Below are 14,304 nucleotides of genomic sequence, written 5' to 3' on the forward strand. Positions count from 1 at the left end.
TTACCAGGTGATCAGGAGTTCCCGGGGGGCGCGCTGCAGGGTGACGACGCGCCAGGGCACCTCCGTGGCGGGGACCGCGAGCCGCAGGTGCGGGAAGCGCCGCAGCAGCGCCCCGAGGGCGATCTGCAGTTCCATCTTGGCCAGTTGCGCGCCCAGGCAGCGGTGCACTCCGTGGCCGAAGCCGAAGTGCGGGTTGTGCTCGCGGTGGAAGTCCAGCTCGTCGGGGTCGGTGAAGACGGCCTCGTCGCGGTTGGCGGACATCATGGCGGGCAGCACCGCCTCGCCGGCGCGCACCAGGCCGCCGCTGAGGAGCACGTCCTCGGTGGCGACGCGGGGGAAGGAGGTGCCGCGCAGCAGCGGGACGAAGCGCAGCATCTCCTCCACCGCCTGCGGGATCAGTTCCGGGTCGGCACGCAGCTGCTGGAGGTGGTCCGGCCTGGTGAGCAGCAGATACGCGAAGTTGGAGATCTGGTCGGCCGTGGTCTCGTAGCCGGTGATCAGCACTCCGGTGGCCAGGTCCAGCAGTTCCTTCTCGGAGAGCCGGTCCTCCTCGTCGCGGGCCGCCACCAGCACGCTCAGCAGGTCGTCGGCGGGTTTGCGGCGGCGCTCCTCCAGGAGGTCCGCCATGTACGCGCGGAGGCTGTCCAGCGCCTGGAAGACGTCCTGCAGGGTGTAGCGGTCGCCGGTGGCGGTGAGGGTGGTCTCGGCCCACTCCTGGAGCTTTTTGCGGTCCTCGCCCGGCACGCCGAAGAGTTCGAAGATGACCAGGGCGGGCTGCGGCCGGGCGAACTCCGCGACCAGGTCCACCGGCCCGCCCTGCGCCTGCATGGCGTCCAGCAGGTCCTCGATGATCTGCTGGACCCGGGGCCGGAGCTGCTCGATACGCCGCATGGTGAAGGCCTTGGCGACCACCCGGCGGAGCCTGGTGTGGTCGGGGGGGTCCATGGAGACCATGGCGTCGGGCCCGGGACCGATGGGGGTGTGCGCGGGCTGGTCCCCGGCGACCGCGCGGGCGCGGCTGAAGCGGGGGTCGCCGAGCACCAGCTTCACGTCCTCGTAGCGGGTGGCCAGCAGCGCCGGGGTGCCGTAGGGGCACTGGACGCGGGCCAGTCCGCCTTCGGCGCGGATCTGCGCGTAGGCGGCATCCAGCTCCAGCCGGTCGGGTTCGCTGAACGGGTACGGCCTGGGCTGCTGCTCGGTGGTCATGCGTGCAGTTCCTCTCGCTGGGTGCGGCGGGAGGACCAGCGGCGCACCAGCGGACGCTCGACCGCCACCGACAGGCCCCAGGCCAGCAGGAGCGAGACCAGGAGGCAGCCGGTCAGGAAGGCCGCGCCGCCGGGGGTGCTCCAGGCCGGTCCGGACACGCCGCCCATGTGGTTGGGGATGCGGCCGAACGCGAGGTGTCCGAACTGGAGTACCAGCTTGTGCACCATGTAGAAGGCGAAGGAGATCTCTCCCAGCCACACCATCGGGCGGGTACTCAGTAGCGTCCGGCGGCCTGCCACGTCGGCCGAGGCGGCGGCGGCGATCAGGATCCCCAGCGGGATCACGGTGACCGCGGCGAACCGGAAGAGGAACGGCGCGTGCAGCGATCCGATGTAGGCGCCGGCGGCCAGCACCGCGGCGGGCAGGACACCGACCCGCACCCAGCGGCCGGTGAGGACGATACGGGCGAGCAGCATGCCGAGGACGAACTCCAGGGACCGGGAGACCGGGAACTCGTAGACGGACCAGATCTGGGTGAAGGAGGCGGGCCCCCAGATGAAGTGCGGGGTGTCCGGCAGCAGGGCCTGCGCCGCCAGCGGCAGCAGCACCACGGCTGCGGCCGTGCCTCCGGCCCAGTACCAGAGCCGGTTCGGGCGGATCCGGCGGACGAGGACGAACAGCAGCGGGAAGGAGAGGTAGAACAGCGCCTCCGCCGAGAGCGACCAGCTGACGTCGTTGCCGGAGCCCACATAGGTGATGTCGGGCACCCAGGACTGCAGCAGGACCAGGTTGGTCAGCGCCTGCGGGAGCCCGCTGGCCTGGCCCGCCCAGGCGAGGAGCACCAGCGCGGCGGCGAAGGTCACCACGTGGTTGGGCAGGATCCTGACGAACCGCCGCCGCCAGAAGGCCGCGGCACCGCCGCCGGGCCGGGCCGACCAGGTGAGGACGAACCCGCTGAGGACGAAGAAGAACGAGACGCCCACGAAGCCCGCGGTGGCGACGTCCGTCATGTACCGCATCTGCACCGACGGGTCGCGGAAGACGAACAGCAGGCTGCCGTGGAAGGCGAAGACCATGAGGGCGGCGATGAAGCGCAGCCCGGTCAGGGAGGGCAGACGGCCCGTCTGCGATGTGGCTGCGGGTGGGGACGGTGCCGGGACCTCGCCGATGGTTCTCTCTGCCTGGATGCTGGTCATCTGGATCACTCTCCTGCTCGGGCGCCCTGGGGGCGACAGTGCGCGCAGTGTGCGGACACCGCCTCGTGCCGGGCTCGAACGCCGGGCGCGAACGCCGGGCGACGGCACCGGTCGAGCCGTTTGCGAGCGGGGATCGAGCCGGGCCCGGCAGGGTGGGGACCGAATGCGCTTGGCCCGTACCTGAGCTCCAGCCGGACGGCTGGACCGGCCGCCAAGGTTTCAGGAGATTTCCATGGCTCATCTGCTTCACATCGACTCGTCCGCCGTATCCGAGGGTTCCGTCTCCAGAGAGCTCGCGGGCGCCTTCCGCAGCGCCTGGTCCCAGGCGCACCCGGACGGCACGGTCAGCCACCGCGACCTGGGGGCGACGGCGGTTCCGCACCTGGACGAGGCCGGCATCGTCTCCCAGTTCCTCCCGGCCGAGGTGCAGAGCGCCGAGCAGCGCAAGGCCGGTGCGCTGCGGGACGAGCTGGTCGAGGAACTGCTGGCCGCCGACGCGCTGGTGATCAGCGCTCCGATGTACAACTGGAACATCCCCTCGACCCTGAAGGCATGGATCGACCAGGTTCTGGTGGCCGGTCGTACCCTCGCCTTCGGCGAGGCCAAGCCGCTGGCCGGCCGTCCGGCGACGCTGTTGCTGAGCTTCGGCGGTGGCTACACGCCCGGTGCCCCGCAGGCTCCCCGCAACCATGTGGAGCCCTACCTGCGGACCGTTTTCAAGGACGAGCTGGAGATGGACCTGGTGATCATCTCCGCGCAGCTCACCCTCGCCGGCAAGGTGCCCGGCATGGAGGATCTGGTCGACCTCGCGCAGAAGTCCCGCTCGGACGCGCTGGCCGCCGCCGAGGAGCGCGCCCGGAAGACCGCCGGCGCCCTGGCGTGAGCGCGCTCGACCGCGCTCGACCGCGCTCGACCGCGATCGGCCGCGATCAGGCGGCATGATCCCCGCGATCGGGCGCGATCGGGCGGCATGACCGCGCAGCGGTGACCGCACGGCATCGAGGGCGGCTCCTCCCCCACCGGGAAGAGCCGCCCTTGCCGTGGTCGGGGCGGGTGCGGGGCTCAGCGGGCAGCCTCCAGGGTCACCGTGAAGGCGCCGGCGACACTGCCGTCGGCACGGTGCAGCACCGCGGTACCCGAGGAGGTGTGGCTGTTGCCGGACACCCACACCTGCTGGATGCTGTGGATGGTCCCCGGTGCCCCTCCCTCCGGGTCCGGCAGCGGGTGCGCCACGTGGTAGACGAACGAGCCGTCGGGCCGCGGGATCCAGTGTCCCGGGCCGCCGAAGGCCGGCCTGCCGTCCGGGCCGCAAGGGCCGAGCGCCTCCATGGTGTGGTCGCTGCGGAAGACGAACGTGGTGGGGTAGGGGGAGGGCACCCCGTCGACCGCGGAGGTGGCGGTCCAGGTCCCCACCAGTCCGGCCACTGGCGTATCGGTGGATGCAGTCATGCCTGCGAGCCTGCGTCCGCCCGCTCGGGCCCGCCTCGGCGCCCACTCGGGCCGTCCTCGAGCCCGGGCCGCCCTGGACCGGCGCCCGCTCGGGCCCGCCTCGGCGCCCGGGCCGCCTCGACCGGCGGTCCAGCCCCCCTGTTTCTCGAGCCGGCCACCGTCCGGTGGCCGGCTCGAGAAAGAGGGAGGGAGGGGACATGGCAGAGCGGCGCTTCCAGCTGTACGACACGACCCTGCACGACGGCACCCAACAGAAGAGCATGCTGCTGACAAGTCGAGGACAAGCCCGCCGTCGCACGCCGACCGGATGCCTTCTAAGTCGGCTTCATTGAGGGCGGGTGGCCTGGTGCGGTCCCCCGCGACACCGAGTTCTTCCGCCGCGCCCGTACCGAACTCGACCTTGGCTCGGCGCAGTTGGCAGCGTTCGGGGCCACCCGCAATGTGATGTTCCACGGCCATGAGTCTGCGGCCCTCACGTCACGCGAGGGTCAAGCGCGTGCGTGGGCGCCGTGCGCCGTGCGCCGTGCGGTCAGGAGTCCTCGACCAGGAAGCTGATGTTGTCGACAACGTATTCGCCGTACCGCATCGCCGAGCCGATCGCTTCAAGCCGCGTGTACTGCGCCGCAGGCAGAGAGGCTTGCGGGACGTTCGTCATCGCTCGCAGCAGGATCCGTAGTGCCAGGTCCGGGGTGCAGTGGCGTGCGCAGTCGGTGAGCGCCGACCGTACCTCGGTGGTGAGGAACGTGATCTGTTCGATCTCGGTGACGACCGCGTCGAGGCAGGCGGAGCCGTCCTCGGCGTCCGCGCCTCTGAGTTCGCGGACGGTGGCCTTCGCCAGGCGGGCGTCGCACAGGTCGACGACCGTGCGGGTCCATTCGCTTCCGCCTCCGAGGCGGTCGATGGGCGGTAGTCGTTCGGCGGCGGCCTCCCACAGCACCTCGAGCGTCGGGGAGGGGAGCCGTCGGAGGATGCGTGCGTCACGGCGCACGGCCAGCGCCAGGCGGTGCTCCGGGTTGATGTCGAGGTACCGGGCGACGACGTCAGGCGCCGTGTCCCCGTCGTGGGTCCAGTCCTGGTGGAAGAGGCCCATGACGGTCGACACTCCGAAGTCGAACGGGGTGTAGCGAGGGTCGCGTCGCCGTCGGCGCGGGCGTCGGCTCATGGACGGCTCGACGTCAGTGGGCTGCGGAGCGCTGCGACGAGGCTGGTGGGTGTGTCTTCTGCTGCGTCCATCCGCCGACCCTGGCAGAAGCGGGGCGCCGCGTCACGCGGGTTTGGGTTTCGGGGACGCTCGTTTCCGGGCGGCCGGTCCCCGCCCTGGAGGCGGAGCGGTCCGGCGAGACCGGCGTGCTCACCCCATATGCTGCGGTGCGTGCTCTCGCCGTACTCCCGCACGACATGGTCGAAGCATCGGATCACTGTGCGGGCGACCACGTCGATGTCCTGCCGGCTGGACCAGATCTCGGTCCCGCAGCTGGGCCATCTCATCGCCCCTTCCTTCGGGCACAGGTTTCCCGCACTGAGCGCGGGGAGGTCTCGCATACCTCCACGTCGCAGGGATGCCAGGAGCGTTCCCCTCGGGCGACACGGTCATGGATCGACAGCCCCGGGCCGCTTGCCGCGCTCCGCGTTGCCGCCACCACCGGAAAGCCGGCCACCCGGAACAGGCACAGCAGTGACGCGCCCCGGCCCGCCAGACGGACGATCGCACCACCCACCGCGGATTCCTCCTGTGCCACCACCGATCGGAACAGAGGCGGGTACGGACAATCCCCGTCCCTTCCTGCGATGCCCTCGAGCCGGACAGCGCGAGTCGGCGCCGTGCGAGCGGGCGGTCGCGGGTAGTGGTGCTGCTGCGGCGGCGAGGAGCAGGCTGGGTCGCTGGACCGGCGGAGCAGCGGGTGGCAGCCGACCGCCTGCAGCGCCGGCTGTGGCTGCAGGCGGCATGCGGGAGTCGCGCGGCGGGCGCGGAGGGCGCCTACGGGGTGCGCGCCATGACCACCGTCTCCGACACCGCCTCCACCGCCTGGTCGATCACGGTCCGCTCCCAGGCCGGCGGCACCGGGCTCGCCGGCACTGGTGCCTTCGATACGGCGCCGTACATCGTGGGCGGCACCGCGTTCCTCGGTGCGGGGGCGGCGTGCGTGGCGTACTGGGTGCGGCGGGAGCGCGTGGGGCTGCAGGGCCGGCCGTCGGGCCTGCGCGGAACGCCCTTGACCGTTTGCGCGGGACACCTCATAGTCCGACGGTGAACAACTCCTCGTGGGCGCGTCCGGGTGCCCTCACTTGTGTCTGCGCGCTGTCCCTGGCCTTGCTGACGGGCTGCGCCGACGGCACGGCCGCGAAGCCGTCCCGCACCGCGTCGCCCTCCGTGTCCGCGACCCCTGAGGTGAGGGCCCTCAGCCAGAAGAAGCTCGCCACGCTCGCCCTGGCGGACGGCGATCTGCCGATGTACAAGGTCCGGGAAGCGCCCACGGATCAGCTGTTCCACGGTTCCTGGGACGACGTGCAGATCCGCGGGAACAAGGAGTGCAAGCCGCTCGTACAGGTGCTCAGCCTGGCACCGGTGGGCGACGCGAAGGCACACGTCATCCGCACCGCCGTGGAGATCCCCGACGTCGAGCCCGCGGCCGGCGGAGGAGCGCCGGACCTCAGCCTCAAGGACATGATGGCGCTCGACAGCACCGCGGTCACCGTTGCCACCTACAGCGACAACGACGCCGAGCAGGCCATGAAGAACGTGGCCGACGCAGTGGAGAACTGCACGAAGGGGTACGGGGGGTTCCGCTACACCCTGCCCGGCAAGGAGGAGGCATCCATCTACAAGGTCAGGATCGAGAAGGACGCTCAGGCGGAGGGCTCCGAGGAGACCATCGCCTTCGCCGTGGCCTCGGACTTGATCAAGCAGACGGGTCCCGTGGCCGTGACGCACTGCCAGGTGGTGCGCCACGGGAACAACGTGGTCTCCTACGTGACCATGAACATGGCGAGGATGCGGGACGGCAAGCCGTACAAGCTCGATGCCGCGGTCGTGGCCTTCCAGTCCAAGAAGGTGACCGACCGGCTGGGCTGGCTCTGACGCGCGCCGCGCGCCGCGTGACGCGTGAGGCGTGACGCGTGAGGCGTGACGCGTGACGCGTGAGGCGGCCACCGGCCGGTGAGGGGTGGATGGCCGGCCCGGTGGCGGCGGCGTCACGTCAACGGGCGGGTGAGCTTCACGGCCGCGCGGACGACGCCGGCATCGCGGACAACCCGCGCCGCCGACGACCCGTGCCGGCCGCCCACGCCTCGGCCGCCACGAGGCCGGGGGCCAGGCAGCGGTCCGGAGCGGGGTGCCCGCGGCGCCGGCCGCGCGGGCGGCCTCGACGACCACCCGGGTGGCAGGCGCGGCGGCAAGCCCCGCGGCGACGCGGCGCGGCGCAGCGCCAGCGGGCGGGAGGCGGCCACCAGCTCCACGGCGACGAACCGGGCCAGGTTGTCCTTGCGCAGCAGCGGCTCGGTATCCGCGAAGAGCCGGAAGCAGCCTTCGTGTATCCCAGGTGTGTGCGGGGCGACATGCCGGAACGGTTTCGCCCGCTCAGCGGTCCGGGGAACATGGCCCCGGATGCTGAAGGCCGCGCCGTTATGGGGGGACGCGGCCGGGACACGTCATCGGGGGATGTCATGGACACAGCCGTACGTACACGAACGGCGGACAAAGGACGCGGAGTGCTGGAGGGGGCGTTCGCGCTGCTGGAAGCCCTGCGGCAGCACGGCGACGAGGCAGGGGTCACCGAACTGGCGGTGGCTTGCGCAGTGCCCAAGAGCACAACCCACCGGCTGCTGGAGCAGTTGACGGCCCTGGGGGCCGTGGAGCGCCGTGGCGCGCGCTACCGGCTGGGCGCACAGCTCTACCGGCTCGGCCAGGCATGGCAGCCGCACCCGGGACTGCGCATGGCGGGACGCCTGCCGCTGCACCGGCTGAGAGCCGCCACCGGAGGCAGTGCGGTGCTGGCGGTAATGCACGAGGAACAGGCTATGACGGTCTGCTCGGTACCCGGCCGCACGGAGCCACTCGTGCCGGTCCGCAACGGCGAGGCCTTCTCGCTGGACACGGCGCTGGGCAAAGCCCTGCGAGGCCCCGTGCGCGGCGGTGCCGTCCTGGACCGGGAGGACGTGGTGGCCGGGGTCTGCTGCGCCGCGCTGCCGGTGCGGCTGGTGACGGGAGCCGTGGTGGGGGCGGTGGCCGTGATGGTCGACACCGGCCAGCGGCTGGAAGGTGTGGCGGACCGGGTCGCCGAAGCAGCCGGCGCCGTCACCCGTGCGCTGGGCCGCTCCGGGACCCTGATCCGTCCGTGAGGACGTCCGGCCCCGTCCCGCTCAGCGGGACGCGCGTAGATACGAGGCGGTGACGGCGGGCAGGGTGGATGCGTGCCAAGGAAACGGCACAGGCCCCGCAGGACCACGCGGGGCCACCACAGCATCCAAGGGGGAACCACATCATGCGTGCAATCGCTCGAGTGGCCACGGCCGCCGTCCTCTCGCTGGGCAGCGTCACCGGACTCGCCGCGACGGCCCAGGCCGAGCCGATCGACTACGTCCGCATCGAACTGCTGGAACTGACCTGCCACCAGCAGAGCGAAGGCGATCACGACGAGGCCTACCTGAAGATCACCGACGCCAACGCCAACGCCGTCAAGGTGTGGCCGGGAAGCCTCAAGTACCAGACGATGGGCCCCGGTTACGTCCGCTCCATGACCGACGGCAACAACAACACCGCCCTCGTCCTGGGCAAGGAACAGGCGCGCACCATGACGCTGTGGGACTACGACACGACCAGCGGCGACGACAAGCTCGGCGCGACGCTGGTGACCGGCAGTGAAGCGGGCGCCGAGATCCAGTACCGCTCACTCGAGGGATCCGGCGGCGTCTACACCATCGCCTACCGCGTCATCGACATCTAACGGCCCCCCGACACCCCCCCCCACCCGCCCGCCAGGCAGGTGCAGGGGCATCCCACCCACCCCACACCCGACACACACACCGTCGGCGCTGGGGCGGGGGCCGGGGGGCCTGGGGCGGGGGGCGGTCCGTGGCGCAGACCATACGGTGACGGATAACCCCTGGCGCCGACAGTTCGTGTGGGGGGCCGCACACCTGCGTCAGCCGGAAAGCAGCAACGGGGCCGGGCAGGATGATCCCGCCCGGCCCCACTCGCGTCACATCAACCCACCGGAGGCGCCGGTGGCCTGGTTACATTCCTGGCAGCAAATGCCGTCGGAGGGAAGGGCCGTTAATGGGGGGCGATGTAGTGCAGAGGCTGGTCTCAGCCTGGGAAGACTTCGATCTTTCCCTGAGGATGTGCGAGGGCTTCAGCCAAGGTGCCTTCAATTCTCTGCGGAGAGCTCTTCGAGACTGCGCGGAGGAATGGGAAGGGCTCGACTCGGTCCCACGACTGGCCGTGAACGTCATGGTCGATGTGTTCGCTGCGACCGAGGCGAACGCCAGTCTCTACGAGGGGGAAGTGGCTGCTCAAGTGATGGATGCCGCCTACGAGCTTCAGACACTGATCGGGAAGTGCGTAGCGATCTGAGGGACCTTCCTCAAGGGGCGGCTGGTCTGCGACCTGCGACGGCTTCGGGCGCAGTCGTGGTTGAGGACGAGGGTGATGTTCAGGGCGCGGGACGTGGACGGCGCCGCCATCGCGGACGCCTGCCTCACCACGGGGCTGTCCCTGGCGACGATGGACATCGCCCGGAACAGGGTCAGCGTCGAGCACCGCGGGGCGGTGTCGGGTGGAGCCCGCAGGCGGTGGGTGGCCTGTGCCGAGAGTTCCGGGGGCACGCGTCGGAGTGCGGGCGGGGAGGCCTTGGGGGCGCTCGGGGTGGGGCGCTGTGAGCAGCGCGCCGCGTCCGGGGCCTACTCGTGCGCGTCCATCGTGGGCCGGCGCGGCACTCGGCCGGGCGCCGACACGGCGCGGTAAGAAGGCGGCGCCAGCCGGGACAGCGACAGGGATCCTGCCAGGGTCACGGTACGGCGGTCAGCAGGGCGCAGAACGCTAGTGGTGTTGAGGGGAGTTGGTGGTGGCCGAGCGTACTTCGGTGGTGTTCCTGCTGGTGGGGCTCACCGGTTCGGGGAAGACCACCTATGCCAATCGGAAGCTGGAACCTCAGGGAGCTGTGCGGCTGTCGGTGGACGAGGTCGTCTTCGAGCGGCACGGCCGGTATGGCATCGATTACCCGGAGGACACCTATTTCGAGAGGGAGTCTCCGGTCGTCGCCGAGCTGCACGAGCGGCTCGCTGAGCTGGTCGCGGAGGGCCGGGACGTGGTGTGGGACCACGGGCTGTGGCCGCGTCAGGACCGGGACGCGATGAAGGAGCTGGTGAAGTCGGCCGGCGGACGGTGGCGGCTGCTGTACTTCCCGGTGGAGCGCGAGGAACTGCTGCGCAGGCTGGCGGAGCGCAACGAGCGAAAGGACGCGAACGCGCTCGTCGTCACTCCGGAGGCACTGGACGACTTCTTCAGCCGCTTCGAGGAGCCTCAGGGCGAGGGCCAGGAGATCGTAGAGCCGGACTGGTTCTGAGCCGTGTGCGGGAAAGCCGGGTGGTGGCGATCTTGGTAGCTCCGGCGGCCCAGCCATCCGGCAGACGGTCGAGGGTGACGTGGCGGAAGGCCGGACGGGGATCGGCGAGGTCGGCGGCACCAGGCGCGTTCGGAAGCGATGGTACGGGCGTACGGGCCAGGCAGCCGGCCCGCCGAGGCGGTTGCAGGCCCGCGCGGCGTCCTCTGGGCCCTGGCCACGGTCGAGATCGGGCCTGAGCAGGCCGACGCCACCATGGCGCAGGTGGAAGCGGGAGCGGTAAAGCGGACCCGTATCCGGGTCTGTGGGAGCAGTTCGCGGGCCGGGCCCGGGGAGCGTTTCGAGGACGGCTGGTTCGCCGGCGTGCACGACGTCGCAAGCCGGCTGCTGTGCGTCGCGGACACCGCCGCGGCGCAGACCGGGCGGGCCAGAGCCGCCGGCCACGTCGTCGGCCGGAGCGGGCCGCCTCGTTCGTCGTAGCGCTCGCTGCGGGCTCCGCGAGGGCTCTAGGGGGCGGTGGATTCTTCCCGCGTGTCGAACATTTCGCGTGCGTGGTCGATGGCGGGCAGGTTCTGCGAGGCCCAGGCCAGCAGCACGTCGATGGGGTGCCGAAGAGACTTGCCGAGAGGGGTGATCCGGTAGCGGACCGCCACGGGCCGGGTGGAGACGACCTCGCGCTCGATCACGCCGTTGCGTTCGAGTCGCCGAAGTGTCGCGGTCAGCGACTTCTGCGTGACCTGAGGAATGGCGCGGCGCAGCTCGTTGAAACGGCACGGGCGTTCGCAGAGCTCGTTGAGGACGCTGAGCGACCACTTGTCGAGGATCTGGTCGAGCAGTTCGCGATGCGGTGCGTCGATGCGAACCTCGTCGGCGGTATCCATGGAGAAACCTGGTCTCGTTGAAGTGTCCTTCTTCCACTAAGTAGCTTACAGATACCTACTTCTGGAGGAGCGAGCCATGACTGTTCGACACTTCACCCCGCACGGCATGCTGCAGCCGGCCCCGTACCACCACGTCGCCGTGGGGACCGGAACCAGGCACGTCCACGTCAGCGGCCAGATCGCACGCCAGGCCGACGGGACACCGGTCGCACCGGGTGATCTGGCCGGCCAGGTCGCCCAGGCGCTGCGCAACACCTCCATCGGCCTGGCAGGGGCGGGAGCGTCGTTCGCGGACGTACTGCGTCTGACGTTCTACGTGACCGGGTGGAGCCCGGAGAAGATCACCGCGTTCATGGCAGGCGTCGAATCCGTCGCCGACGAGATCGGACTGCACCTCCCCATGCCCCCGGCCTCCCTCATCGGCGTCGCCGACCTCTTCGAGCCGGACGTACTCGTCGAGGTCGAGGCGACCGCCCTCCTCGACTGACGCCCCGACCGCCACGGCAACCCTGCCGCGATCCCGGGCGGGACGACATCGACACGCGAGGCCCCGTTCGAGCAGGACACACAGGACGCCAGCATGCGGTTCTCCGGCAGCATCTAGTCGCCCGCCCGGCAAGGTCGTGCAGACCCGAACGTGACGGCCCACGAGTTGTTGAGGTGGGCTGTCCACGCATCCCGTACGGTGTGATCGCTCGTTCCATCGACGGAAGGCGGTTCTCCGTGGCCTTGTTCGACCTCTCCCTCGAGGAACTGCGCGAGTATCACAGCGATTCGGTCGCCCCCGGGGACTTCGACGCCTTCTGGGCCACGACGCTTCAGGAGGCAAGGGTCTTCGACCTGGCCGCCCGGTTCGAACCGGTCGATGCGGGACTGTCGACGATCACGGTGTTCGACGTGACGTTCGCCGGGTACGGCGGTCACCCGGTCAAGGGCTGGCTGCGCCTCCCGGCCGGGACCATGGAACCGGTGCCGCTGGTGGTGGAGTTCAAGGGGTACGGCGGTGGACGCGGCCTTCCTCACGAGGACCTCCTCTGGGCGTCCAGCGGTCGGGCCCACTTCGTGATGGACACCCGAGGACAGGGCAGCGGCTGGGGCGGCGGAGGCGGCACCGCCGACCCGGTGGGAAGCGCGCCGGCGTACCCCGGATTCATGACCCGGGGCATCGACGCCCCGGAGAACTACTACTACCGGCGTGTGTTCACCGACGCCGTGCGTGCGGTGGAGGCCGCCCGCTCGCACCCGCTGACGGACGCGTCGCGGACCGTGGCGCTCGGCGGGAGCCAGGGCGGCGGAATCAGTATCGCCGTGGGCGGCCTGGTGCCGGACCTGGCGGCTGTGGCACCGGACGTACCGTTCCTGTGCGACTACCCCCGCGCCACGACGCTGACGGACCGGGACCCCTACCGTGAGGTGGGCCTCTACCTCAGGACGCACCGTGGCCGCACCAAGGAGGTCCTGCGTACGTTGTCCTACTTCGACGCCGTCCACTTCGCCGCCCGCGGCTGCGCGCCCGCGCTCTTCTCGGCGGCGCTGGAGGACCAGACCTGTCCTCCGTCGACCGTATTCGCCGCGTTCAACGCCTGGGCCGGAGCCGACAAGACCATCGAGGTCTACGAGTTCAACGATCACGAGGGCGGTGGCCCCTATCAGGATGCGGCCAGGTTGCGCTGGCTACGGCGATACGCCTGACCGTGCGGACGCAGCCACACCCTGCTCCCGCGCGAGCTACCTCTGCTCCGGTCCCCTTCACCAGGGCGATGACATTCCGCCATGCCCTCGACATCTCAGTCTTCTAGATCCCCGACGTCGCCACCCGCGATCAGCTCCGCGCCTCCCCACGGCGTCCGATCGCGGCCGCATCAGGCACGAGGAGCAGCTTGCCGGTGGTACGCCGGGCCTCCAGATCGCTGTGGGCCTGGGCGGCCTCGGACAGCGCGTAGCGGCCCGTCACGTTGACCTCGAGCGCCTTGGAGCGCACCCACTCAAACACATCGGCTGCCCGGCGGAGCAGTTCGGACCGATCGGCGATGTAGTCACCGAGGCTGGGCCGGATCAGGGTCAGCGAACCTCCGTGGGCGAGCCGCATCGGATCGAACGGCGGCACGGCACCACTTGCCGCGCCGAAGAGCACGAGATGGCCGCGGGTGCGCAGGCTGGCGAGGCTCGCGTCGAAGGTGTGCGCGCCGACGCCGTCGAAGACCACCGGCAGTCCCTGACCGCCGTTGAGCCGCCTCACCTCGGCAGCGAGATCGTCGACCGCAGACGAAAGGATCACCTCGGCGGCCCCGGCGCGCTTCGCAAGCTCGGCCTTCGTCGTGGTCGACGTCGTGCCGATCACCCTGCCGCCGAGATGGGTGATGAGCTGGGTCAGAAGCAGCCCCATGCCACCGGCAGCCGCATGCAGGAGCACCGTGTCGCCCGCCTGAACCGGGTAGGCGTCCTTGACGAGATAGTGCGCGGTCATGCCTTGAAGGAGCACGGCGGCGGCTGTCTCGAAGCCGATGTCGTCGGGCAGCGGCACCAGCCGGGAGGAGTCCACGACGGCCCGCTCGGCATACGTGCCGGGAACCTCCACCCAACCGACCCGGTCCCCGACTGCGACGTCGGTGACGCCGGGTCCAACTTCGACGACCGTGCCGGCGCCCTCGGCGCCCGGGGTGAAGGGCAGCGGGAGGCTGTACCGGCCTTCGCGGTGGTAGACGTCGAGGAAATTGACCCCGGACGCTGCTACCTCCACAACCGCCTCGCCCGGACCCGGCCGCGGCTGGTCCACCTCGGCCTCCCGCAGCACCTCGGGACCGCCCACCTCAGACACCTGAATCGCTCTCATGCCCCACCAACACCGCTGACCGCGACCCGAATTCCCGACAAGCACACCAACCCACCGCACCGCCGAGAAGCAGCTCGAGCCCTCGCCGCTCCGGGAGTGAGGTGGGCTCGCACCGCAGCGTCGCAGACCACCTCTTCGGGGCAGCAGCCCGGCACCTGACCACTGGCCGCAGCCACTTC

General features: G+C 70.7%; 15 protein-coding genes and 1 pseudogene. 10 read left to right on the plus strand and 6 right to left on the minus strand.

Features of this window, described 5'->3' with window-relative positions; translation table 11 throughout:
* On the minus strand, positions 1 to 1,206 hold the full coding sequence (locus tag ABT026_RS18100) for a cytochrome P450 (protein WP_351115527.1): 1,206 nt from the start codon (positions 1,204 to 1,206) through the stop codon (positions 1 to 3).
* A complete protein-coding gene (locus tag ABT026_RS18105) occupies positions 1,203 to 2,402 on the minus strand; it encodes an acyltransferase family protein (protein ID WP_351115528.1) in 1,200 nt (399 codons plus the stop codon). The genes ABT026_RS18100 and ABT026_RS18105 overlap by 4 nt, the downstream gene beginning before the upstream one ends.
* A 232-nt stretch (positions 2,403 to 2,634) precedes the next feature.
* Here ABT026_RS18105 and ABT026_RS18110 point away from each other — a divergent pair, with 232 nt between their 5' ends.
* Positions 2,635 to 3,285, plus strand: coding sequence for an FMN-dependent NADH-azoreductase (locus ABT026_RS18110; RefSeq protein ID WP_351115530.1), 651 nt, complete (start codon positions 2,635 to 2,637; stop codon positions 3,283 to 3,285).
* Between the two features lie 179 nt (positions 3,286 to 3,464).
* Here ABT026_RS18110 and ABT026_RS18115 read toward each other — a convergent pair whose 3' ends face one another.
* Complete coding sequence (locus tag ABT026_RS18115; RefSeq protein ID WP_351115532.1) at positions 3,465 to 3,851, minus strand: hypothetical protein; 387 nt, start codon at positions 3,849 to 3,851, stop codon at positions 3,465 to 3,467.
* Positions 3,852 to 4,048: 197 nt separating this feature from the next.
* On the opposite strand from ABT026_RS18115, the pseudogene ABT026_RS18120 reads away from it, so the two are divergent.
* Positions 4,049 to 4,289, plus strand: a pseudogene (locus tag ABT026_RS18120) (hydroxymethylglutaryl-CoA lyase-like TIM-barrel protein); the annotation flags it as partial.
* 91 nt (positions 4,290 to 4,380) lie between these two features.
* Here the strand turns inward: ABT026_RS18120 and ABT026_RS18125 are convergent.
* Positions 4,381 to 5,013, minus strand: a complete 633-nt coding sequence (locus tag ABT026_RS18125) for a hypothetical protein (RefSeq protein WP_351115533.1) — start codon at positions 5,011 to 5,013, stop codon at positions 4,381 to 4,383.
* A 739-nt stretch (positions 5,014 to 5,752) separates the two neighbouring features.
* On the opposite strand from ABT026_RS18125, the gene ABT026_RS18130 reads away from it, so the two are divergent.
* From ABT026_RS18130 to ABT026_RS18155, 6 genes are all read left to right on the plus strand, one after another.
* Positions 5,753 to 6,103, plus strand: a complete 351-nt coding sequence (locus ABT026_RS18130; RefSeq protein ID WP_351115534.1) for a hypothetical protein — start codon at positions 5,753 to 5,755, stop codon at positions 6,101 to 6,103.
* The gene (locus ABT026_RS18135) at positions 6,100 to 6,930 is read left to right on the plus strand and encodes a hypothetical protein (RefSeq protein WP_351115536.1); all 831 of its coding nucleotides are present in this window, start codon (positions 6,100 to 6,102) and stop codon (positions 6,928 to 6,930) included. The genes ABT026_RS18130 and ABT026_RS18135 overlap by 4 nt, the downstream gene beginning before the upstream one ends.
* 629 nt (positions 6,931 to 7,559) lie before the next feature.
* The gene (locus tag ABT026_RS18140) at positions 7,560 to 8,189 is read left to right on the plus strand and encodes a helix-turn-helix domain-containing protein (RefSeq protein WP_351115538.1); all 630 of its coding nucleotides are present in this window, start codon (positions 7,560 to 7,562) and stop codon (positions 8,187 to 8,189) included.
* A 143-nt stretch (positions 8,190 to 8,332) separates the two neighbouring features.
* Positions 8,333 to 8,794, plus strand: coding sequence for a hypothetical protein (locus ABT026_RS18145; protein WP_351115539.1), 462 nt, complete (start codon positions 8,333 to 8,335; stop codon positions 8,792 to 8,794).
* Positions 8,795 to 9,291: 497 nt separating this feature from the next.
* The gene (locus ABT026_RS18150) at positions 9,292 to 9,423 is read left to right on the plus strand and encodes a hypothetical protein (RefSeq protein WP_351115541.1); all 132 of its coding nucleotides are present in this window, start codon (positions 9,292 to 9,294) and stop codon (positions 9,421 to 9,423) included.
* A gap of 490 nt (positions 9,424 to 9,913) precedes the next feature.
* Entirely contained in the window at positions 9,914 to 10,414 is a 501-nt protein-coding gene (locus ABT026_RS18155) for a P-loop nucleotide/nucleoside kinase family protein (RefSeq protein WP_351115542.1), read from the plus strand.
* A gap of 503 nt (positions 10,415 to 10,917) precedes the next feature.
* Here ABT026_RS18155 and ABT026_RS18160 read toward each other — a convergent pair.
* The gene (locus ABT026_RS18160; RefSeq protein WP_351115543.1) at positions 10,918 to 11,292 is read right to left on the minus strand and encodes a winged helix-turn-helix transcriptional regulator; all 375 of its coding nucleotides are present in this window, start codon (positions 11,290 to 11,292) and stop codon (positions 10,918 to 10,920) included.
* A gap of 76 nt (positions 11,293 to 11,368) precedes the next feature.
* Between ABT026_RS18160 and ABT026_RS18165 the strand changes: the two genes are divergently transcribed.
* Positions 11,369 to 11,779 (plus strand): Rid family hydrolase, encoded by a 411-nt coding sequence (locus ABT026_RS18165; RefSeq protein WP_351115544.1) that lies wholly within the window; start codon positions 11,369 to 11,371, stop codon positions 11,777 to 11,779.
* A gap of 236 nt (positions 11,780 to 12,015) precedes the next feature.
* Positions 12,016 to 12,984, plus strand: a complete 969-nt coding sequence (locus ABT026_RS18170; RefSeq protein WP_351115546.1) for an acetylxylan esterase — start codon at positions 12,016 to 12,018, stop codon at positions 12,982 to 12,984.
* Between the two features lie 130 nt (positions 12,985 to 13,114).
* On the opposite strand, the gene ABT026_RS18175 is transcribed toward ABT026_RS18170, so the two are convergent.
* Positions 13,115 to 14,125, minus strand: coding sequence for a quinone oxidoreductase family protein (locus ABT026_RS18175; protein ID WP_351115547.1), 1,011 nt, complete (start codon positions 14,123 to 14,125; stop codon positions 13,115 to 13,117).
* Positions 14,126 to 14,304: the final 179 nt, after the last annotated feature.

The organism is Streptomyces sp. NPDC002734, assembly GCF_040295685.1.
Classification (GTDB): domain Bacteria; phylum Actinomycetota; class Actinomycetes; order Streptomycetales; family Streptomycetaceae; genus Streptomyces.